The sequence below is a fragment of the Paraflavitalea speifideaquila genome (genome assembly GCF_032395985.1).
Taxonomy (GTDB): Bacteria; Bacteroidota; Bacteroidia; order Chitinophagales; family Chitinophagaceae; genus Paraflavitalea; species Paraflavitalea speifideaquila.
In genome coordinates, this window is sequence record NZ_CP135920.1 from 5,232,728 (window position 1) to 5,253,853 (window position 21,126).

General features: G+C 50.3%; 27 protein-coding genes and 3 pseudogenes. 24 read left to right on the top strand and 6 right to left on the bottom strand.

All coding sequences use genetic code 11. The features are described 5' to 3' along the window. Window positions 1-2: 2 nt before the first annotated feature. The 3 genes from RS881_RS36075 (at window position 3) to RS881_RS36085 (ending at window position 1,067) form a co-directional block, all read left to right on the top strand. Window positions 3-245, top strand: coding sequence for a hypothetical protein (locus RS881_RS36075; protein ID WP_315815197.1), 243 nt, complete (start codon window positions 3-5; stop codon window positions 243-245). After that, window positions 194-682 (top strand): HAD-IC family P-type ATPase, encoded by a 489-nt coding sequence (locus RS881_RS36080; protein WP_315815198.1) that lies wholly within the window; start codon window positions 194-196, stop codon window positions 680-682. The genes RS881_RS36075 and RS881_RS36080 overlap by 52 nt, the downstream gene beginning before the upstream one ends. Window positions 683-851: 169 nt before the next feature. Further along, window positions 852-1,067 (top strand): heavy-metal-associated domain-containing protein, encoded by a 216-nt coding sequence (locus RS881_RS36085; protein ID WP_315815199.1) that lies wholly within the window; start codon window positions 852-854, stop codon window positions 1,065-1,067. Between the two features lie 254 nt (window positions 1,068-1,321). Here the strand turns inward: RS881_RS36085 and RS881_RS36090 are convergent, their stop codons facing one another. Genes RS881_RS36090 through RS881_RS36115 form a run of 6 tightly spaced genes read right to left on the bottom strand, consistent with a single transcriptional unit; the run spans window position 1,322 to window position 7,732 of the window. Further along, complete coding sequence (locus tag RS881_RS36090; RefSeq protein WP_315815200.1) at window positions 1,322-2,074, bottom strand: T9SS type A sorting domain-containing protein; 753 nt, start codon at window positions 2,072-2,074, stop codon at window positions 1,322-1,324. Then, window positions 2,071-3,753, bottom strand: coding sequence for a fibronectin type III domain-containing protein (locus RS881_RS36095; protein ID WP_315815201.1), 1,683 nt, complete (start codon window positions 3,751-3,753; stop codon window positions 2,071-2,073). Before RS881_RS36095 ends, RS881_RS36090 begins: the two co-directional genes overlap by 4 nt. Next, complete coding sequence (locus RS881_RS36100) at window positions 3,750-6,770, bottom strand: fibronectin type III domain-containing protein (protein ID WP_315815202.1); 3,021 nt, start codon at window positions 6,768-6,770, stop codon at window positions 3,750-3,752. The genes RS881_RS36095 and RS881_RS36100 overlap by 4 nt, the downstream gene beginning before the upstream one ends. Further along, window positions 6,737-6,910: a hypothetical protein gene (locus tag RS881_RS36105; protein WP_315815203.1), complete on the bottom strand. Its 174-nt coding sequence runs from the start codon at window positions 6,908-6,910 to the stop codon at window positions 6,737-6,739. Before RS881_RS36105 ends, RS881_RS36100 begins: the two co-directional genes overlap by 34 nt. Continuing rightward, on the bottom strand, window positions 6,907-7,242 hold the full coding sequence (locus RS881_RS36110; RefSeq protein WP_315815204.1) for an alpha/beta hydrolase family protein: 336 nt from the start codon (window positions 7,240-7,242) through the stop codon (window positions 6,907-6,909). The genes RS881_RS36105 and RS881_RS36110 overlap by 4 nt, the downstream gene beginning before the upstream one ends. Before the next feature lie 49 nt (window positions 7,243-7,291). Beyond that, the gene (locus RS881_RS36115) at window positions 7,292-7,732 is read right to left on the bottom strand and encodes an alpha/beta hydrolase family protein (protein ID WP_315815205.1); all 441 of its coding nucleotides are present in this window, start codon (window positions 7,730-7,732) and stop codon (window positions 7,292-7,294) included. 524 nt (window positions 7,733-8,256) lie between these two features. Between RS881_RS36115 and RS881_RS62375 the strand changes: the two are divergent. The 21 genes and pseudogenes from RS881_RS62375 (at window position 8,257) to RS881_RS36210 (ending at window position 21,052) form a co-directional block, all read left to right on the top strand. Then, a pseudogene (locus RS881_RS62375) lies at window positions 8,257-8,621 on the top strand (HYC_CC_PP family protein). A 119-nt stretch (window positions 8,622-8,740) separates the two neighbouring features. Continuing rightward, window positions 8,741-8,881: a hypothetical protein gene (locus RS881_RS36120; protein ID WP_315815206.1), complete on the top strand. Its 141-nt coding sequence runs from the start codon at window positions 8,741-8,743 to the stop codon at window positions 8,879-8,881. A gap of 50 nt (window positions 8,882-8,931) precedes the next feature. After that, complete coding sequence (locus tag RS881_RS36125) at window positions 8,932-9,585, top strand: YncE family protein (protein ID WP_315815207.1); 654 nt, start codon at window positions 8,932-8,934, stop codon at window positions 9,583-9,585. After that, the gene (locus tag RS881_RS36130) at window positions 9,576-9,830 is read left to right on the top strand and encodes a hypothetical protein (RefSeq protein WP_315815208.1); all 255 of its coding nucleotides are present in this window, start codon (window positions 9,576-9,578) and stop codon (window positions 9,828-9,830) included. The genes RS881_RS36125 and RS881_RS36130 overlap by 10 nt, the downstream gene beginning before the upstream one ends. A gap of 28 nt (window positions 9,831-9,858) precedes the next feature. Then, the gene (locus tag RS881_RS36135; RefSeq protein WP_315815209.1) at window positions 9,859-10,233 is read left to right on the top strand and encodes a heavy-metal-associated domain-containing protein; all 375 of its coding nucleotides are present in this window, start codon (window positions 9,859-9,861) and stop codon (window positions 10,231-10,233) included. Window positions 10,234-10,390: 157 nt separating this feature from the next. Beyond that, window positions 10,391-11,014 carry a DUF3347 domain-containing protein gene (locus RS881_RS36140; protein WP_315815210.1) on the top strand — a complete coding sequence of 208 codons (624 nt, stop codon included), beginning with the start codon at window positions 10,391-10,393 and terminating at the stop codon, window positions 11,012-11,014. Window positions 11,015-11,184: 170 nt separating this feature from the next. Beyond that, a complete protein-coding gene (locus RS881_RS36145) occupies window positions 11,185-11,454 on the top strand; it encodes an efflux RND transporter permease subunit (RefSeq protein WP_315815211.1) in 270 nt (89 codons plus the stop codon). A gap of 40 nt (window positions 11,455-11,494) precedes the next feature. Beyond that, a complete protein-coding gene (locus RS881_RS36150) occupies window positions 11,495-11,743 on the top strand; it encodes a hypothetical protein (protein ID WP_315815212.1) in 249 nt (82 codons plus the stop codon). A 38-nt stretch (window positions 11,744-11,781) separates the two neighbouring features. Then, window positions 11,782-13,269 (top strand): annotated as a pseudogene (locus RS881_RS36155) (efflux RND transporter permease subunit). Continuing rightward, the gene (locus tag RS881_RS36160) at window positions 13,239-13,370 is read left to right on the top strand and encodes a hypothetical protein (RefSeq protein ID WP_315815213.1); all 132 of its coding nucleotides are present in this window, start codon (window positions 13,239-13,241) and stop codon (window positions 13,368-13,370) included. Before RS881_RS36155 ends, RS881_RS36160 begins: the two are co-directional and overlap by 31 nt. Beyond that, entirely contained in the window at window positions 13,352-13,504 is a 153-nt protein-coding gene (locus RS881_RS36165; RefSeq protein ID WP_315815214.1) for a hypothetical protein, read from the top strand. The genes RS881_RS36160 and RS881_RS36165 overlap by 19 nt, the downstream gene beginning before the upstream one ends. Next, complete coding sequence (locus RS881_RS36170) at window positions 13,462-14,403, top strand: efflux RND transporter permease subunit (RefSeq protein WP_315824714.1); 942 nt, start codon at window positions 13,462-13,464, stop codon at window positions 14,401-14,403. Before RS881_RS36165 ends, RS881_RS36170 begins: the two co-directional genes overlap by 43 nt. After that, window positions 14,387-15,139, top strand: coding sequence for a TolC family protein (locus RS881_RS36175; RefSeq protein WP_315815215.1), 753 nt, complete (start codon window positions 14,387-14,389; stop codon window positions 15,137-15,139). The genes RS881_RS36170 and RS881_RS36175 overlap by 17 nt, the downstream gene beginning before the upstream one ends. Window positions 15,140-15,239: 100 nt before the next feature. Continuing rightward, window positions 15,240-15,536, top strand: a complete 297-nt coding sequence (locus RS881_RS36180; protein WP_315815216.1) for a hypothetical protein — start codon at window positions 15,240-15,242, stop codon at window positions 15,534-15,536. Window positions 15,537-15,617: 81 nt separating this feature from the next. Then, window positions 15,618-16,829, top strand: coding sequence for an efflux RND transporter periplasmic adaptor subunit (locus RS881_RS36185; RefSeq protein ID WP_315815217.1), 1,212 nt, complete (start codon window positions 15,618-15,620; stop codon window positions 16,827-16,829). 141 nt (window positions 16,830-16,970) lie between these two features. Continuing rightward, a complete protein-coding gene (locus RS881_RS62380) occupies window positions 16,971-17,528 on the top strand; it encodes a heavy metal-binding domain-containing protein (protein ID WP_484557599.1) in 558 nt (185 codons plus the stop codon). Next, window positions 17,492-18,055: an efflux RND transporter periplasmic adaptor subunit gene (locus tag RS881_RS62385; RefSeq protein ID WP_484557600.1), complete on the top strand. Its 564-nt coding sequence runs from the start codon at window positions 17,492-17,494 to the stop codon at window positions 18,053-18,055. The genes RS881_RS62380 and RS881_RS62385 overlap by 37 nt, the downstream gene beginning before the upstream one ends. Before the next feature lie 381 nt (window positions 18,056-18,436). Beyond that, a pseudogene (locus RS881_RS36195) lies at window positions 18,437-18,861 on the top strand (heme-binding domain-containing protein). A gap of 10 nt (window positions 18,862-18,871) precedes the next feature. After that, window positions 18,872-20,461: a heavy metal translocating P-type ATPase gene (locus RS881_RS36200; RefSeq protein WP_315815218.1), complete on the top strand. Its 1,590-nt coding sequence runs from the start codon at window positions 18,872-18,874 to the stop codon at window positions 20,459-20,461. Then, window positions 20,415-20,855: an HAD-IC family P-type ATPase gene (locus RS881_RS36205; protein ID WP_315815219.1), complete on the top strand. Its 441-nt coding sequence runs from the start codon at window positions 20,415-20,417 to the stop codon at window positions 20,853-20,855. The genes RS881_RS36200 and RS881_RS36205 overlap by 47 nt, the downstream gene beginning before the upstream one ends. Further along, entirely contained in the window at window positions 20,849-21,052 is a 204-nt protein-coding gene (locus RS881_RS36210) for a hypothetical protein (protein ID WP_315815220.1), read from the top strand. Before RS881_RS36205 ends, RS881_RS36210 begins: the two co-directional genes overlap by 7 nt. The last annotated feature ends 74 nt before the right edge of the window (window positions 21,053-21,126 follow it).

Here is a 21,126-nt window from a genome sequence, read left to right on the forward strand (position 1 = left end):
TGATGTTGCAATACCAGGTGTCCATCAGCCCCGATCTGTTGGCCAAAGCCGCCAGCTTGCAGGAAGATGCCAAAACCGTGATCTGGTTTGCTGCCAATAACCAATTACTAGCCCTCATGGCCATTGCCGATAAAATAAAACAAAGCTCTAAAACAGCCATCGAAACCTTGCAGCAAAGGGTATTGAAGTGCACATGCTTACCGGCGACAACCAACATACCGCCGAAGCCGTGGCACGTCAGGTAGGTATCCGTTCCTTTAAGGCCGAAGTAATGCCTGCTGGTAAAGCTGCCTTTGTGCAGGAATTACAGCAAGCTGGTAAAGTAGTAGCCATGGTGGGTGATGGTATCAATGATTCACATGCCCTGGCACAGGCCGATATCAGCATAGCAATGGGCAAGGGCGCCGATATTGCGATGGACGTAGCACGGATGACGCTTATCAGTTCTGACCTCAACAGCATTCCCAAAGCCCTGCTGCTGTCGCGCAAAACCGTGAAGACCATCCGCCAAAACCTCTTCTGGGCCTTTATTTACAATATAATAGGTATTCCCATTGCGGCCGGCGTATTGTACCCCTTTAATGGTTTCCTGCTCGATCCTATGATTGCCGGTGCCGCCATGGCCCTGAGCTCCGTCAGCGTAGTAGCCAATAGCCTGAGGCTGAAAGCCGCGAAGTTGTAAAGGCACCAAGGCATCGAGGCATGCCGACTGCCGGCCCTGTATTTCTTCTGTATTCTGAATTCTCTCCAAACAATTATATACAAAGGCACCGTAATAATGTAACAACAACCCGGGATATCGATCCTAATTTTACAACACCAATCAACATTAACAACAAAAAATTATAACGATGAAAACAGTACAATTTAAAACGAATATCAAATGTTCAGGATGTTTAGCAACCGTAACACCCGGATTGAACCAGGCAGCAGGTGAGCAAAACTGGAAGGTAGATCTTCAGTCGGCCGATAAAGTACTCACCGTATCATCCGAAACAGGTGACGAAGCCATCATACGCGAAGCAGTTGAAAAGGCAGGATTTAAAGCGGAAGCAATTAAGAACTAGGTATGTGTATTTACTTTAGTTGTCACCCTGAGCCTGTCGAAGGGTTTACTAAGGAGCTTAATCACATTAAAAGGCTTCGACAGGCTCAGCCTGACATTCATTTCTTAAGTAAACGACATTGAATTAGGCATTAGCGGTTAGTAATGAACGGCATTGTAAAGTAAAAAATCCGGGAGGCACGAGCCCTCCCGGATTTTTATTTTCATTGCTGATCGCTAATCGGCTAATTTTCTAATTGATCAATTTTCTAATCCCTACTGCTTTGTCTTTATCATTTTATTTACCTGTACCGGTTTACCGTTTACATTCAGCGTAACCAGGTAAATACCTGTAGGCAGGTTCGCATGGCCCGTAGCCACCCGCAGCGTACGGTATCCGGCGGCCAGTTTGCCAAACCCTTTTCTGAATACCAGCTTACCACTTAGGTCATACACATCCACGCTCACATGATTATCAGCGGCAGTATTGTTGAAATCCAGGTTGATCTGGTCGATGAACGGATTGGGGTACACCCTGCCGCCCGTGATGGGGCTGGTGTTTGCCCGGGCTGTTTCGCCGGCCACACTGCTAGTCCGCGTAATTGGCTGCTTGTTGCTGCGGTTCAGCACCGTGCCTCCTTCGGGTGCATCATCATAAGACGCTATCACCAGGCCGGCGCTGAAACCATACGCCGCTTCCTTAGTGGTGGAGAAGTCGAGCAATAACTCACCATTTGCATCAGCCTGCACATCACCGATGTAAACGATCTTGGTCGAATTCATCCAGGAGTTCAGGTACACCGTGCGGCCATTGATCGTATAAGTACAGGTATAATTACCAGCACTCCATCCATTGGTACTCATACTGCCCAGGAACCCGATCCGGTAACGCTTGGCCTGGTTAAGGCCCGTCAGCTTCATTTGGGCCAACTGCGTATTATCGATCCAGTAGTTCGATTGCAATACCACGTCGGGAGCTATACCCGAATTGCTGCCCGTGATCACCCCAAAGTTATTATCACCATTCATCGTTTTTCGATGCTGAGCGTCAGCCCGGTCGGCTGATTAGCCTGGTTGGGCAGGTTCTCGAACACGAAATGCTGATCGGGCAAAGCCTCCAGGTTGAACCAGGGCGAGGCAGCATTGTACTCCGTAGCAATATTAAAGTTCACATAAGTAATAGAAGCAGGTGTGATCGTTTTACCCACATTGCTCCATTCCGTATATACACCACCGATCTTGCTGCGCACCCGATACCAGTACTTGGTATTGGGGGTCAGGCCGGTGCTCTTATAGGTAGTCGTATTCGCTGCCAGGTCAACACCCACAGCACTCGAGAAGTCTGAGGTGGTAGCATGTTGCAATTGGAAACCGTCCACAGCATCTTCATTGCTGTTGCGATCACTCCAGCTCAGGATAGCTGAATTACGGTCCCAGGGCTCTACATACAGGTTTACCGGATTCAGGTTGGTACCTGGCGTAAACTCTTCCAGCTGCACAGCCGTCAGGAACTGGTAAGTTGCACCCGACAGCTTCGTCATGTCGATATTGATCACGCCACTCACCGGTGTCAGGTTGTTCAGGTTACCCGTTTGGTGCGTATTGTAACGGGCATTGAGCGTATCGCTCGTGCTGCCGGCAGCATAACGGGCGCTGCCATCCAGACCTTCATTCTGCGAACCAACGATCACCACGTTGTACATTTTGCTATCGTCCAAACCGGTAAACCGCACCTGCCGCGTTTCCGTCTTGTTGTCCCACAATCCACTCTTCAACACCACATCGGGGAACACACCGGTGTTGTTGCCTGTTTGATGACCGAGGATCGAAACACCCTGCCATCCGCCCACCAGTTGGAACCCAAAGGGCGTAACCGCATTGTTCTCATCCTTCAGGTTATTGAGCGTGGTACCGGCATTGCCATAGCCGATCATATTGTTCCAGGGCGCAGGAGCATTATCACCAAAATTGCCAAAATTGAGGTATACCGAGCGGGTATTCTTATCGCTCACGGAGAGCGTCAACTCCACAGTTACCTCGCCGCCTTTATCATCCACCGCTTTCACCGTAAAGGCCGTACTGCCCAGGTCGCTCACAGAAGGAGCGGCGATCAGGCGGTAGCTATTGCCACCCAGCGATTGCAGGCTCACATAAGCCGGGTTATTCACCAGCGTAACCGTTACCACATCACCCGGTGTATCGGTTACCGTAAAGTCATCCTGTACACTGGCATCCGTCTTCACCGCCAGGCTGCTCACCAGGCCGGCAATCACCGGTTTATTATTGGCCGATATTACCCCCACCGTGTCGCTGGAAACACCCCCACCATAATTGTTGGCGCTCACTACATAATAATGGTATTGCGTGAAAGGCGATACCGTTTGATCGGTATAAGCCGTTGTACCCGCCTCCAGCGTACCCAGCAGGGTATAAGGACCCGCCTGTGTAGCGGCACGGTATACATTATAATAATACTCGTTGTAAGCCTGATCAGTCCAGGTTAGCTTCACACCGGTGCCAGCTATCGGTTCTGCCTCCAGGTTGGTAGGCTTCACCGGCTTGGTACCATCATCGTACTGTGCATCCAGCACCAGTGCATTCAGCACCCCACCGATGCCGTTGGCTGCGTCTCCGATCATCGTGATGAGTACTTCGCCATTGGCCGCGGGCTGCACCTGGTAGATCGTATCCGTAATATTGGCATTCATATAAAGGGGATCACCGCCGTTTCATTACCGATCTTATAAGTGGTAACGGCCGTAGCCGGAGTTCCCCAGGTTGTATTGTTATTGCTGCCCATGAATACAAAATTGTATTTCTTGGCCACGTCCAATCCATATACCCGCAGGCGCAAAGTATCCGTAGAACCAGTCTGCCACCAATAACCCCAAAAGATGCCATCCTTCATTACCGTGTTGGGGAATACGCCGCCGCCCTGTACGCCACGGTCTGTGCCATTGTAAATGCCACTCACCAGGTTAATACCCGCCGTAGTTGTAGCCCCCTTCGTATTCTTCAGGTTGGCAACATTGAATACGCCCCCATTGTAGGTATCCACATCATTCCAGCCAGCACCACCGGCTGTAAAATACTTCATATTGACCTGGATCTTTTCAGTAGGATCATGCTCCGCTACCGTCACATTGAATGTCCTGGTCGCCGAACCGCCAAAGCCGTCTTCGACTTTCAGCGTCACCTGGTAAGAACCACCCTGCACAAGATTGGGAGCCAGCTTCAGCGAAGCACGGCCATTGCCACTGTCTACAAACGTAGCAAAGGAGGGTATTGCAACGGCCCTCCACACCAGCGTACCATTGTCGTCATCGTCATTGGCCACCAGCGCAATACTACGCGTGTCACCTTCATTCATCAGCACATTGGCAATGGGGTCGATCACAGGCAGGTTATTGCTGTTGGCCTCCATATTATAGATGATCGTGTCTTTTCCACCAAACGCATCTTCCACATATACTGTAATAGCATAAGCACCCTGATCGGCTATTGAAGGAACCGATACGATATCGATACTATTGGCAGTAGCGCCTTGTGCATACACAAACTGCGGCAGCGTACCCACCGTAAATGTCAAAGGATCACCATCGGGATCATTGGCCACTACCGTTAAAGTATGCGTTGTATTGTACCTGATCGTAAAGTCATTTATATAAGCAAAAGAAGGAGCTGTATTGGGCATTACCACAGCAACCTCATTGCTGAAAGCGGAAGGAGTAGCCACACCCGTAGCCCTTAGCTTATAATAGAAAGTCACATTCGCAAACAACGTCGTATCCCTGAAAGCAGTAGCCCCGGCTGGTAATATCGCCACCACCCGGTAATTACCGTTGTTCGTAGTAGACCGCAGTATCTCAAAACCCGTCTCATCACTGGCATTGTCGTGCCAGGTCAGGTTCACCGTAGTGGCCGAAGCAGCCAATGCCGTCAGGGCCGAGGGAGCAGCCGGGGCCGCTGGCGTGACCAGCGTGGTGCCGGATGATTGTATGTATACCGACTCATCGGTTAGACCAACAGCCCGTACCTTATAGAAATATTGCGTATTGGCCAGTAGGCCGGAATCAGTATACGTATTACCGGTTACCGTAGCCACCTGCGAATAAACACCGGCAGCACTGGTGGAGCGTTGGAGCTCAAAGCCCGATTCATTGGTACTGTTATCCACCCAGGTAAGCTGGATCTTGTTGTGAGCAATACCCGTAGCTACCAGGTTGGTAGGTGCCGCCAGGGAGGGAGCCACCTGCTCGGCAGATTTAAGTACAGAATCAGGTACTGCCTGCTTGGTCAAGCCGGCATCGTTCTGCCAGTTCAGCGTCACCGATTGCCCGCTGGTCGCTTCAAAATAAGCCAGGGCAATAGAGTGCATGCCCGCCGTAAGCAGCATACTGCCCGACGACTTGCACGTATTGCCATGCATATTATCGTTATTGATCGAAGGCGTTCGCGCAAAGCCATAAGGCTGATCAATGAACAAGCGACTGCCATCATCCGAACATACCTCGAATATATAATTGGCGGTAACAGGTACATTGATATACCCTTGCCATAGGAACCCAAAATTGTCGTTGCGATTCCTGGGAGTCAGATCAATATTGGCCGTAGTGCCCGTCTTGACAGGCGTAAGCGCGTTGAGATCGGGCAGGCTGGTCCAGGTTCCTTCATAATACCTGTAAGAGAGGCCATTTACACTCAGCTTGGTAGAAATGATGAGCTGATTGCTGGGCGATGAATAATTGCCTGCTGCATCACGTGCTTTCACGTACACCGAATAAACCTGGCCACTGTCGAGGTTAGCAATCGTGAAATTGGTTTGCGTAGTCGTATAGGTTTTGGAGCCATTGATGAAGATATCATACTTACCCACCCCTACCTCATCAGTAGAAGCTGCCCACGAAACGTTGGCATAATTGGTGAAAGTACTCAGCAATTGCAAGTTGGAAGGGGCTGTAGGACCTGTATTGTCTACAGCCGTTTTGACACCGGCTTCATTGCTCAAGGCAGCAGCACCCGAAGCGCCTACCGCCCGCACGATATAATAGTATTGCGTATTCGTTGTCAGCCCCGTATTGGTATACGTGATCGTATTGGGCGGTGTGATCGCTACCAGTTGGTAAGGACCGCCGGGCGTCAGGCTGCGGTAGACCTCAAAGCCCGTCTCATTTTCACCCGCATTGGGGTTATCACTCCAATCCAGTTGGATGCTGGTTAGCGACAGTGCAGCCGCAGCAAGGTTTTTGGCCGGCTCGGGTTTGGGAAGGCCATTGGCATTCACCACCGTAAATACCGGTGAAGGCAAAGCGCCACAACCATATTGTTCCACCACCCTGGCTGTATAATTACCAGCCGCCGCCGCATAAGCAGCCTGGTTACCTACCACCGTAGCGCCCTGCAGCCATTGGTAAGAAACATAACCAGCCGGTAACATCAGCGGTACCGTAGTGCTGCCATCAGGAGCAGGCAATACCTTACTCTTCAGCCCATTCACCTGCGGCAGCGGTGTTTGCGTCACCGGTTTGGAACTGATCACCGCCGGCCTTGGCGACCAGACCGACCAGGGGCCGGAAGCAGTACGCTTGAAGCGGACACTATAAGTACCCAACGCCTTCACCGTAATTTCATTACCACCAGCAGCATAATTGATGATAACACCCGGATCATGGACCGTTGTAACCTCATTGCTCATAGAAGCGATGGTCGTCTCCCCCTTTTCCACTCATAAGCTACAAAACCCGGGGTAATACCCAGCTTTACATTGATAACAGAATCGGGACAAAACTCATTGCGTTGGAAGAAAATAAGTGGATTGGCCTTATGCGCCGTATTCATGAACTCCTTGAAACCGGGTTCACTCAATGCGCATACCAAACACTGTGACCCTGATCGGGATACAGGGTATATTTGACATCTCCTCCTATATTTTTCAAATTCACATAAACACCCTGCGCGATCGTTGGGCTGGGCCTGGTATCCTTACCACCCGTAGCAAACCAGGTGGGCACGTGTACAAAAGCACCAAAATTGGTACTACCCGTAGCCGCAGCCGAAGGAGCACCGCCAGCCACCATTTTCGCATGATCAGTAATCATTCCCCAGGCAGCGGAACCACCTTCAGATACACCCGCTACAAGCACCCGGTCAATATCCATACGCACATGCTTTGCCAGTGAGTCCATCACCTTGTTCAAAAGATTGGCATAATTTGAATAGGGTATTCCCCAGCTGTATGAACAACTGTTATTGTTCACCTGCGGAAAAACACAAATCCATCAAAGTCCCCTTATCCACACGGTCCTTGAACTGCTGACCACCATATACCAGCTGCCTTTCATTGTTGTAAATGCCCCCATTGGCAGGACAGCCGGAAGCGCCCAAACCATGGAAGAATAGCAGTAGCGGGTATTTCTTATTGATGCTGTCGGGATTGCTGAAGCTTTTGGGAAACTTCAACCGGAAGCTCATCTGTATGCCACCGGCATTAATATAATAGGCCTTGTAGGAAGTAACATCCCAGCTGCCAAAACCGGTACTAATACCGCTGGAGGCCACACTTACCCATTTTTGCATGCCGGGCTGGCCGGGATTGGGATTGGTAACAGAACCCAATGGCGTGGAGCCATTCCACCGGACAAGCGTATCTGCAGGATCGAACACATTTTGTGCTTGCAGCATGGCCACACAAAATAACATACTTGTTACTGTTAGAAGTAATATTCGCTTCATATTGCGCTAAGGTTTAAAACGTTAATTCAGTTTTTAGATACCTCACAGGCGGTTATGCATAAGGATATAAGCCCTGAAGTGGCTACATCAGGAATGCAGGCAAAGGTGACAGCGTGGTTTTACTTAAGATTAATTGAGGGTGATAACTAAATCCAATGGATATATGGAAGGAGGCTTATTGGAGAAGGCAAAGCTAATGATCTTTTGTTAATATCATGTTAGTATCCTAGTAATATATTTAATCGTGATATCTGAAAATCAAATCGATCAATGGCTTTTCCTCCAGTTTTACCTTAAATACTGCCTTTCCCACTCCTCCACTCCCTCACGGCAGCTTTCGGCACCATCAACCTATTAAATGAACCTCCCCATTAAAATATAAATCATCCTCAAAATTTTATAACACCCATTAGTAGATATTCACTACTTTTGTAATACCAATGAAGAAATTCATAGTTAGCATATTAGCAATTCTCTACATGGGCACTTCTTCCGGAGCTACCCTTCACATGCATTTCTGCATGGGTCAGTTGGTGGAAATGGGCCTGTGGCACGGGAAAGTCAATAAATGCGCCAACTGTGAATCCAAAAGAAAGTCAACACCTGCAACAAAAAATGTTGCGAGGACAAACACAAAACACTCCAGGCCGCCCAGGACCAAAAAACAGCCGAAGCCGGCAGTTTCAAATTGGTAGCCTTTACTTCTACCGCTACTCTAGTTAATTACCTGGAATTACCCCAGGTGCTGCCACTGGCTGTAGAGCAAACATTGCCCCCAGCACATGCACCTCCCCGAAGTAGCAAAGTCCACCTGTTTATTTTGAACAGCAGTTTCCGCATCTGATCTTTCCTCCTGTAACCGGGCCTTCCAATACCATCATAATGGCTATGCTATAGCCCATATTGCCCGGCGCCTACACTTTACTAGTACCTATTTCTCCAAGACTTAAATCTTTTGGTTTTATGACTATCACTATACGCCGTGTGGCCATTCCGGCTGCCCTGCTCATCACTACTGCCATGGCCCTAATCTCCTGTCGTCAACATAAAATGAATGATATGGAAATGCCAGCAAAAACATCAACTATCCTGCCGCTTACGTAGTCAATGGCGAAAGCAATTCTATTTCTGTTATCAACCTCGCCACCAATACGGTGAGCGATACCATACCATTAATGAGCGAAGGCGGGTCCATGTCCATGCCTATGTGGCCCCACCATGTATATTACCACAATACCAACGGGGCTCATCATTTGGCCGTAGGCGTACCCGGTATGGACTTGAGCGCAGGTCATGCCGGTGGTATGGCAGGTATGAAAGGAAAGATCCTCCTGCTCGATGCCGTTAAAGGCACCATTACCAAAGAGCTCGAAGTCCCGGCTATGAACCACAATGCCACCTACTCACCCGATGGCAGCGAAATATGGACCTCTCAAATGGAAAACAGCGGTAAAGTATTGGTATACGATGCCACCACCTACGCACTTAAAAATACCATCGCCGTAGGCAAGCAGCCGGCCGAAGTAACCTTCTCACCCGATGGCGCCAAGGCCTATGTAGCCAATGGCGGTGATAATACCTTATCTGTTATTAACCCTGCTACCAAAGCCGTGATGGCCACCATCCCCGTAGGTGCCGATCCCGTAGCCGCCTGGATAGGATACGATGGTAAAATGTATGTGGACAATGAAGAAGGGCAAACCATCAGCGTGATCGACATCACCAGCAATACTGTGGTGCAAACCATTAACCTGGGCTTCATGCCCGGCAGCGCTGCCCACAATGCCGCTAAAAAGAATTGTGGGTAACCGATCCCGATAATGCCAAAGTCCATTATTGGTCATGGAATGTGGCTACCAGCCAATGGGTTCATGCAGGTGCATTCGCGGCAGGCGCCGGCGCCCATGCTACCGCATTTACAGCCGATGGCAATACCGCCTACGTTACCAACCAAATGGCTGCCAGCGTATCGGTTATTGATGTGGGCAGCCATACCAGGATCAAAGACATCACTGTAGGCAAAAAACCCAATGGCATTACCATTAAGCAATAATGTTTCCTTTTAATCTAAAACTAAACAAATGAAAAAGTCAGTTTTTCTCCTGGCCGTCCTGTTTGGACTCCTGAGCTCTTCCAGTTTGTTGGCACAATCCAACCAGACCGATTCCTTTAAAGTGTATGGCAATTGCGGCATGTGCAAGAAAAGAATTGAAAAGTCACTCGCTGCCGAAGGCATTGCCAGGGCCGAGTGGAATGTAGCCACCAAAATGATGACCGTTACCTACGATCCCGCCAGGATCACCAATGAGGCCATTCAGAAAAAGATTGCAGCCGTTGGTCATGACACCGACAAGTTTTCTGCCGATGCCCAGGTATACGACAAACTACCCGGTTGCTGTCTTTATGACCGTAAGAAGGCAGCCAAACAGGATGACCATTCAGGCCATAAACACTAATCAATTGTCAGACTGCGTCTCCAAGCGTAGGTCGCCCTCCAAGTGGCGGCTCACCCTCTAAGGGCGGCTCACCCTGACCTAAAACTGTTTTTCTTCCGGACTTCCGGACTTTCCGACTTCCGGACTTCTTCACAACCACCAAATAAAATCATTCAGTATGAAACGTATTCTTGTAAGCACATTCACGATCGGTACGCTATTCCTGGCAGCCTGTGGCAACAACGAAGCTGGCTCCGCCCATGAAGGCCATGAAGCAAAGAAAGATTCCGCTGCTCCAGCCGCTGCTGCTGTGCCCGAAAACCTAACCACCATTACCCCCACCTTTACCCAGGTAGATCCTGCCATCAGCGCCAGCCTGCAGGAAGTATGGCAACATTATTTCCACATCGAATTTGCCCTCACCAATGATGATGCCAATGAAGCCGGCAATGGTGGTGTAGCCCTGGTGGATGCGATGGCCAGGGTGAACAAGGCCGCCATGCCCGCCGATCAAAAAGCACTCTATGAAAAGAATGAAGAAGACCTCCGCGAGCATGCCGAGCACATTGGCAAAAGCACCGGCGCCATCAAACACCAACGCGAGCATTTTGAAAAGATGAGCAAGGATGTGTATGAACTCATCATAGGTTTTGGCGCTGGTAAGCCTGTATACAAAACATTTTGCCCCATGGCTTTCGACAACAAAGGCGCTTATTGGATAAGCACTGCCGCAGCCGTTAAAAATCCCTATTTCGGAAAAGAAATGCTTACCTGCGGCGAGGTACAGGAAGCCATCAAATAAAATAAGCTGTGAGCCAGGAGCCGCGCGCTTTGAAAACCAGCTGCGAGCGGCGAGCTATGAGCTTCGAGCCTTTTGCGTCGAACCATTTGCATCGAAAATGATTCAATTGCCTTTCGCTCGAAGCTCACAGCTCCTAGCTGTACGCTCACAGCAACACAAAGAAACTACACATGGTACACCGCATTATAGAATGGAGTTTGAAGAACAGGTTTATTGTACTGGTTTTATCTGCCGGGTTATTCGTATGGGGTTTCTTCTCTGTTAAGAAGAATCCCATTGATGCCATCCCCGATCTGTCCGAAAACCAGGTCATCGTATTTACCGAATGGATGGGGCGCAGTCCCCAGCTCATGGAGGACCAGGTAACCTATCCCCTCGTTACCAGTTTGCAGGGCATGCCCCGTATCAAATACGTGCGGGGAGCTCCATGTTTGGCATGAGTTTCATTTATGTCATCTTTAATGATGATGTAGATATCTATTGGGCGCGCGAAAGAGTATTGGAACGATTAAGTACCGTTACCAGTACCCTGCCTACCGGCGTTACCCCCAATTGGGCCCCGATGGCACCGGTGTGGGCCATATCCTGTGGTATACCCTCGATGCCCCTACCGTCGACCTGGGCGAGCAACGTGCCCTGCAGGATTGGTACATTAAGTTTGCCCTCCAAAATGTGGAAGGCGTAAGCGAGATCGCTTCCTTTGGCGGTTTCAAAAACAATACCAGGTAACCCTCGATCCCAATAAACTACTCTATTACCGCTTATCCGTGGCCGAAGTGATCAATGCTATCCGCGCCAACAACAATGAGTCCGGCGGCAGGAAGTTCGAGCTAAGCGATATTGGTTACATCATCAAAACCTCCGGCTACCTACAATCCATTGAAGAGATACAAAATATTCCCATTAAAACACAAAACTCCATCCCCATCCGCGTGGCCGATGTAGCCGCTGTACAAATGACCGGTGAAACCAGGCTCGGTATTTTCGACCAGGATGGTGAGGGTGAACGCGTAGGCGGCATTGTGGTCATGCGCTATGGAGAGAACGCCGCCGCCGTGATCGAAAAAGTAAAAGCCAAAATGCAGGAAGTGGCCAGGGGCCTGCCCGATAAAGTGAAGTTCGACATCGTGTACGACCGGGGTAAACTCATCAACGAATCCATTGATTCCATCAAACGTACCCTCATCGAAGAAATGATCGTTGTATCACTCGTTGTCATCATATTCCTTTTCCACTGGCGCAGCGCACTGAGCATCATTATTCAGATACCCATTACCCTGGCCACCAGCTTTATATTACTCAATGCCTTTGGCATCTCTTCCAATATCATGTCACTTACAGGTATTGCTTTGGCCATTGGCGTGATTGTCGATAATGGGATCATCATGAGCGAAAATGCCTACAAGCATTTGTCCGAACGGTATGCCACCTGGCTTAAGCAAAATAATCAACCCGTTTAATTATGAAATGGTTTAGAAAGAAAACAAAACAAGCCCCTGGATCACAGAGGAAGAAAGGCTGAAAGTCATAGAGCAATCCAGCAAGCAGGTGTCACGTGGCGTATTTTTGCCACCGTGATCATCATTACCTCTTTCCTACCCGTATTCATGCTAACCGGGCAGGAAGGGAAACTGTTCCACCCACTGGCCTGGACCAAGACCTTTATTATGATCGCCGATGCCCTGCTGGTCATTACCCTGGCTCCTGTACTCATCTCTTTTTTTCCTGAAAGGCAAGTTCAGGCCCGATAATGCCAATCCTGTCAACAGGCTGCTGGAAAAATATACACCCCCATTATAAAACTGGTATTGAAATGGCGCAAGACCACATTGGCCATCAACATCATTGCCCTCCTCCTTACTATTCCACTCCTGCGTTCCCTGGGTACCGAATTCATGCCTCCACTCGATGAGCAATCCATCCTCTTCATGCCCATTACCCTGCCCGATGTATCCAATGCCGAGGCCAAACGCATTTTACAGGTGCAGGACAAGCTCATCAAATCCGTACCCGAGGTTGACAAAGTATTGGGCAAGGCTGGCCGCGCCAGCACCGCTACCGACAACTCACCCATCAGCATGATCGAAACCATCATCATGCTCAAGCCCGCCGCAGCATGGCGCAAAGGCCTCACCAAAAAGACATTATCAATGAGCTGGATGCCAAACTCCAGATACCCGGCGTGGTCAATGGTTGGACCCAGCCCATCATCAACCGCATCAACATGCTCTCCACCGGTATCCGTACCGATGTAGGCGTAAAAGTATATGGACAAAACCTCGATACCCTGGCCGCCGTATCAGAAAAAGTGAAGAAGGTACTCGAAGGCACCCCGGCGTGGCCGATCTCTACGTAGAGCCCATCACCGGCGGTAAATACCTGGCCATTGCCCCCGCCGTGCCGACCTGGCCCGCTATGGCCTCACCATCAACGATATTAACCAAACCATCGAATCGACCCTCGGCGGCGCTTCCATTGGCAATACCGTAGAAGGCCGCCAGCGCTTCTCCATCAGCGTAAGGCTGGCACAGGAGTACCGCAACAGTGTGGAGCGCATCAAACGCATACCCCTCACTTCACCCAACTTTGGCGAAGTGCCCCTCTCAGCCGTAGCTGATATCGCATTCCAGGATGGCCCACCGATGATCACCTCCGAAAATGCCATGCTGCGCGGCGCCGTATTGTTCAATGTGCGCGATCGTGACCTGGGCAGCACCGTAAAAGAAGCGATTGATAAAATGAACCAGGCCAATGGTGTACTCCCCCAAGGCTATTACCTCGAATGGAGCGGCCAGTATGAAAACCTCATCCGCGGCCAGCAAACCCTGCTGTGGATAGCCCCCATTGTACTCGTCATCATCTTTTTCTCTTTGTACTTCGCCTTCCATTCCCTGCGCGAAGCATTCCTGAGCCTCATTACCGTACCCTTCGCCCTTATCGGCGGCGCTTACATCATCTGGTTCTATGGTGTTAACCTGTCCGTAGCCGTGGCCGTAGGGTTCATTGCCTTATTCGGCATTGCCGTAGAAACAGGTATTGTTATGGTCATCTACCTCAACGATGCCATGAACCAACTCGTAAAACTAAAAGGCAACTCAAGGGAAACCATCACCCGGGAAGACCTGCGCCAGTATGTGATCCACGGCGCAGCCAAGCGCTTGCGGCCCAAACTCATGACCGTTTGCGTATCCCTCTTTGGCCTCGTGCCCGTACTATGGGCCACCGGCGTAGGTACCGATGTAATGAAACCTATTGTTCTGCCCATGATTGGTGGCGTATTGACCTCCTCCATCCACATCTTACTCGTCACTCCCCTGATCTTCCTCATGAGTAAAGAATATGAATTGCGTAAATACGGAAAACTGGAGATACATGAAACAAATCATTAAGAAAATAACCTACCTGGCACTGGCCATAGCCCCCTTGTTTGCAATAGCACAGCAGGCACCCATATTGCCATTGGATACCATTCTAAGCCGCATTGATCAAAACAATGTGCTGCTGCAATCCTATGGCCTCAAAGCACAATCCTATCAATACAGCGCCGATGCCGCCACCGCCTGGATGGCCCCCATGGTGGGTGTAGGTACCTTTATGACGCCCTACCCCGGACAAATGATCATGGATGCCAAAGACCGCGGCAGCCTCATGCTCCAGATCGAACAGGACATTCCCAATACCGCCAAGCTGAAAGCGAAGAAGAACTATATCGCCTCACAGGCCAATGTAGAAAAGGCCACCCGCGATATTACCCTCAACGATTTCAAAGCTCAGGCCAGGCGTTTGTATTACAACTGGCTCATTGCCCGCGAACGCATCCGTGTATTGCAGCAGAACGAGCAGATCATGATCATGATGAAGAAGATCGAGGAAGTGCGTTATCCTTACAACCAGTCACAACTGGGCAATGTATACAAGGCCGATGCAAAGATCGAAGACAACAGGAACATGATGCGTATGCAGGAAGGCACCATTGCCAAAGCCAGGGCCTGGCTCAACAGCCTCATGAATGCCCCAGGTAACGCCCTCTTTGAACCCGATACCACTGTACAGCCCGTGTTTATAGCCGCCCCTCCCACGATACCGCCATGCTGGCCACCGTACGAAAGGATGTATTTAAAATGAACCAATCCATCCGCTCCATGCAACTCAACATCGAGAGCATGAAGAAGGACAAGCAACCCGATTTCCGCATCCGCTTCGACCATATGTACCCCTCGATGCCATGATGCCCAATGCCTTTAGCGTTATGGGTATGATCAGTATTCCCATTGCTCCCTGGTCGTCTAAAATGTACAAGTCGGGCATCAAAGGCATGAAATACGAGATACAGGCTATGGAAAAAGAAAGGGCCGCCATGCTGCAGGAAACACAGGGTATGCTCTATGGCATGCAATACGAGATCAGGTCCATGCAACAACGCATTACCGCCATGGAAACCAGGATCATCCCTTCCCTGCAAAAACCATGGATGCCAGTTTTCTTTCCTACCAGGAAAACAAAACAGCCCTGCCCGTGGTGATCGATGCCTGGGAAGCACTCACCATGATGCAACTGAACGTACAAGATGAAAGATTGAAACTTTACGAAATGATAGTGGACTATGAGAAAGAATTATATCGCTAGTACAGCAGCCGTTTTAACAGTGGTCCTTGTGGCCGCTTCCTGCCAGCAGAAAACACCTCCTAAGGTCCATGCCGGTCATGACCAGGTGCAGCTCGATACCGCCCTCAAAGCCCTGACCCAACCCGTCAATGCACAGGTCATTGCCGCCATTCCCGTCATCAGTTCTAAAAAAGGCACCCGTACCTATACCATGGAACTGAATGGTGTGATGGCCTATGATACCCGCAATCAAACCAGCATTGCCAGCCGGGTAGCAGGAAGGATAGAACGCCTCCTGGTCAAATACAATTACCAGCCTGTTAAGAAAGGCCAGCTCATCATGGAGATCTATTCCCCCGACCTGGCCGCCGCCCAAAGAGAATTGCTCTTTGTTGCCAGGCAGGATGATACCGATGGTTTGCTGTCCAAAGCCAAACAACGCCTCCTCCTGCTGGGCATGCAGCCTGCACAAATAGAACAAGTATTGAAAACGGGACAGGTCATTTACCGCGTACCCGTATTCAGCAATGCCAGTGGTTATATCCTGGAACAAGCGGCCGCCGCAGCAACCGCTCCTGCAGCAACCGCCATGGCCCCCACTGCTGCAGGTGATGGCATGGGTGCTATGGGCGATCAATCTGCCGCAACAGCACCGGCCCTCGCCGCTCCCACCTCCACACCCGTACTCCTGCGCGAAGGCCAGTATGTAGCTGCCGGTCAGCCCGTATTTACCATTTACCAACCCAATAGCCTGGTGGCGGAGTTCTCACTCACCCCACAACTAGCGGCGCGGCTTAAACGCGGACAGGCACTCACCTTTTATTCGCCCAACGACAAGAACAATACCATTACCGGTCATATTGGCCTCATTGAACCTCTTTTCAGGAACGGACAGAACTTTACCCTGGCCAGGGTATACCTCAACAAGAGCGCCTTCAGGCCCGGGCAATTGCTCACCGCCTCCCTGCCTGTGGAATACGAAGGTGGTTTCTGGCTGCCCGCACAAGCCGTTACCCGCCTGGGCAATAAGTACATCCTGTTCAGGAAATCAAACAATGTATTTACCCCCGTGGAAATTAATATTACCGCCGCCGTGGCCAGCATGATACAAGTAAGCACCGATATTACCGGCTGGCAAATAGCGGCCAATGCCGCTTACCTCGTCGATAGCGAGAGCTTTATTAAAACCAGTAACAGCCCACAACAATAAGATTATGGAAAGAAAGCAATTCCTGCGCACCGTTGCCCTGGCTTCCCTCGCGCCCTCCTTGTTCCTGGTGGCCTGCAACGCCAAAGACAAAAAACAAGCGGCCGCAACCAGTAATGAGCCGCAAAAACCTATACCTGTCCCATGCACCCACAGGTGGTACAAACCAAACCAGGCACCTGCCCTATATGTGGTATGGACCTGGTGCCTTTTGATAAGAACAACAAAGATGCCTTCCTGGAACTCAGCGAAAGCCAGATCGCCCTGGCCAATATCACCACTACCATCATTGGCGCCAATGCCTTGTCCAACTTCAAGCAATTGAATGGCCGCCTGGTGACCGATCCCCAGCAAACCAGTATCCTATCCAGCCGCGTGGCTGGCCGCATAGAAACCCTCTATGTAAAAGAAACCGGCGTGAAGGTCAGCAAGGGCCAGCCCCTCTATAAGATCTATTCCGAACAACTGGCTACCCTGCAACAGGAATTCCTGCTGGCCGTAGCACAGGTAAAACAATTTCCCGACAATGAAAAGTTCCGGCAAATTGAACAGGCCGCCCGTCAAAAACTATTGTTGTACGATCAAACACCTGCACAACTAAACCAGCTACAACAATCCGAAAAATATCTCCCTATATCACCTATCCCGCCAATGCCAGCGGCACCGTGGCCGAGCTCTCCGTTACCGAAGGCCAGTATGTAGCCGAAGGTGGCGCCATCATGCGCCTGGAAGCCTATCAAAACATCTGGGTGGAAGCCGATCTCTATCCCGCCGAGGCCGCCAGCATTAAAGTGGGACAATTGTTGCAAGTAGTTATTCCAGGCTGGGAGAACAATACCTACCGTATGACGGTACAATTCATCAATCCGGCCTATCAAAATGGTACCCAGCTTACCCAACTCCGGGGCAGCATCCCCAATCCCAATGCCCAATGGCAACCGGGATTACAAGCCAATGTATTGCTGCCCATAACCAGCAGGGCCGGTGTATTGACCCTGCCCGTAGATGCCGTGATCAGAGATGGCCGGGGCGCCCATGTGTGGATAGAAACCGCCAAAGGCAAGTTTAAACCCGTTATGGTGAAAACAGGTGAGGAAGATTTTACCCTGGTCGAAATTACCGAAGGTGTAGCGGCAGGTGATAAAGTAGTCGTTACCGGCGCCTATCTCCTGTACAGCGAATACATTTTGAAGAAAGGCGCTGATCCTATGGCTGGCCATAATCATTAAGTATTGAACATTGAAAATCGACCATTGAATATTGAAAATTTTACGAAGAATGGGCACAAGGTACGCCAACGCACAGTGGATTGGCTGCATACTTGCGCAGGGTTGGTTTTTTGGGCCCCTTTAGGGGTCACCGCTTTGTAGCAACATGTTGCGAATTCGACCCGGCGCCGTAGGCGACGAACCTCGGTGGTGCGCCTACAGCGCACAAAACACCTTCTTTACGTTTTCTACAAAGCGTGAGCCCCTAAAGGGGCTCGTAAAAGGCAGCTTCGACAACCTTCGACAAGGTGACAGTAATAGTAAATGACATTGATTGAAAATTACAACATGAAACCTTTCGCCCGTCGCACCTGGAGGATACTAATTGTACTGGTCATCATCATGGCCGGGTTACAATTATTTCCCCGACCTTTGAAAAACAACAGCACCGCTCCCCAGCCAGCCCGTATACAAAATGGCCTGCCCCTGTCCGACACCGTCAACGCCCTGTTAAAGACCGCTTGTTACGATTGCCACAGCAACCGTACCCATTACCCCTGGTATACCAATATACAACCCCTGGCCTGGTACATGAACAACCATATTGTTGACGGAAAAAGGAATTGAACTTTGATGAGTTCTTAAACTATAGCCCCAAAAAGCAGATCAGCAAACTGGAGTCTATTGCCTCCCAGGTACGGGAAGGCGCCATGCCCCTTTCTTCCTATACCCTTATCCATACCGGCGCCGGCATCAACAAAGCACAACAACAACTCATCATCAACTGGGCCAATACAACAGTCACTTTACTTGAACAAAAACAGTAAATCAACTATCATGGAACACCAACATCAGCACCAACAGTACACCTGCCCCATGCATCCCGAAGTGGTACAACCTGCTCCCGGCAAATGCCCTATCTGTGGCATGGACCTCGTGCCGGTAACCGGCCCTGTAAAAAAGGAACCCCAAAGTGCCCATCAGCACCAACAAGCTGCCCAACACCACGACCATGCCGGCCACCAACATCCACCAGCCACTTCTTCACACCAGCGTCATGATGCCAATCCACCCATGGGCCATGCTGGCCATGATCACCATGCCATGATGATCGACGATTTTAAAAAACGGTTCTACATCGTGCTCCTGCTCACCATTCCCATCATGCTCTTGTCGCAAATGATCCAGCATTGGTTGGGCATCCGGCTCCGTTTCACCGGCGACGCGTATCTATTACTCGCCTTGTCGTCCTTTGTATTCTTCTATGGCGGCTGGCCCTTCCTCAAAGGCTGGTACCAGGAAATGCGCCACTGGAATCCTGGCATGATGACCCTCATCGGCTTTGCCATCACCGTGGCCTATATATACAGCGTAGCCACCGTAGTGGGCCTGCAAGGCATGGATTTCTTTTGGGAGTTGGCCACCCTCATCCTCATCATGCTCTTAGGCCATTGGATCGAAATGAAGTCTGTAGCCGGCGCTTCCCGCGAGCTGGAACTACTCATCCAACTCATGCCCGATGAAGCCCACCTCGTACAAAACAACCAGGTTACGGAAGTAAAAACAGCTTCCCTCCGGGAAAAAGATACCGTACTCATCAAGCCCGGCGAAAAAGTACCTGCCGATGGCATCATTACCCAGGGCGACACCTACCTCAATGAATCCATGCTCACCGGCGAGTCCAAACCCGTGGAGAAAAAGAAAGGCGACAAGGTCATTGCCGGTTCCATCAATGGCAATGGCGCTATCCAAATTACCGTATCCCATGCCGCCCAGTACTCTTACCTCTCCCAGGTCATCCAACTTGTACAGGATGCCCAGCGATCAAGATCCAATACACAACTCCTGGCCGACAAAGCAGCCCGTTGGCTCACCCTCATTGCCATCCTGGCCGGTATCGCCACCTTCCTGGCCTGGTACCTGGCTGGCAAAGACCTCGCCTTCTCTATTGAACGCATGGTAACCGTTATCGTCATTTGCTGTCCACACGCATTGGGACTGGCCGTACCCCTCGTAGTAGCCAAATCCACTGCCTTATCAGCCCAACATGGCCTGCTTATCAAGAACAGGACCGCCTTTGAGAATGCCCGGAAAATAACCACCCTTGTATTTGACAAGACCGGCACCCTTACTGTGGGCAAATTTGAAGTGTCCACCATCCAATCCCTCCTGCCCAATTTGTCTGAAAAAGAACTACTGAAATATGCCGCTGCCCTGGAACAAAACTCAGAGCACCCCATTGCTACCGGCATACTCCAAAAAGCAAAAGAACAGGCCATCACCATCCTGCCTGTACAAAACTTTACCGCCCTTACCGGCAAAGGCATTGAAGCTACTGTAGATGGCCACGATATCAAAGTCGTAAGTCCCGGTTATCTCGATGAAAAAGATACCCCTGCCTGCCGCCTTTACCGACAGTGCCGATAAGACCATTGTATTTGTATTGATCGATGATCAATTGGCAGGATTCATTGCTTTGTCCGACACCCTCCGTCCCGAATCAGCCGAAGCAATTGCCACCTTGCACGAGCACAAGATCAAATCCGTATTACTCACCGGCGACAACAGGCAGGTAGCTGCTGCTGTAGCCAGGGAACTCAATATGGATAACTATTTTGCAGAAGTACTGCCCCATCAAAAACTGGAGAAGATCAAAGAATTGCAGCAGCAGGGTGAGTTTGTAGCCATGACCGGCGATGGGGTGAATGATGCCCCTGCCCTGGCACAGGCCGATGTAGGCATTGCCGTTGGATCGGGCAGCGATGTGGCGGCGGAGACCGCCGGCATTGTATTGGTCAACTCAATCCGAAAGATGTGGTAAGCCTCTTATTGTTTGGTAAAGCCACCTATCGTAAGATGGTACAGAACCTGGTATGGGCCACCGGTTACAATATTGTAGCCCTGCCCCTGGCCGCCGGGGTATTATACAAGATGGGCATCCTCCTAAGTCCCGCCGCCGGTGCCGTACTCATGAGCATCAGCACCGTGGTCGTAGCGATCAATGCCTCTTTTTTTTGAAGATCAAGTAAACAAGGCCATTGGTGAATGACCAGGTCAAGCATCAACATTTCCCACTAACCAATAATCAATAA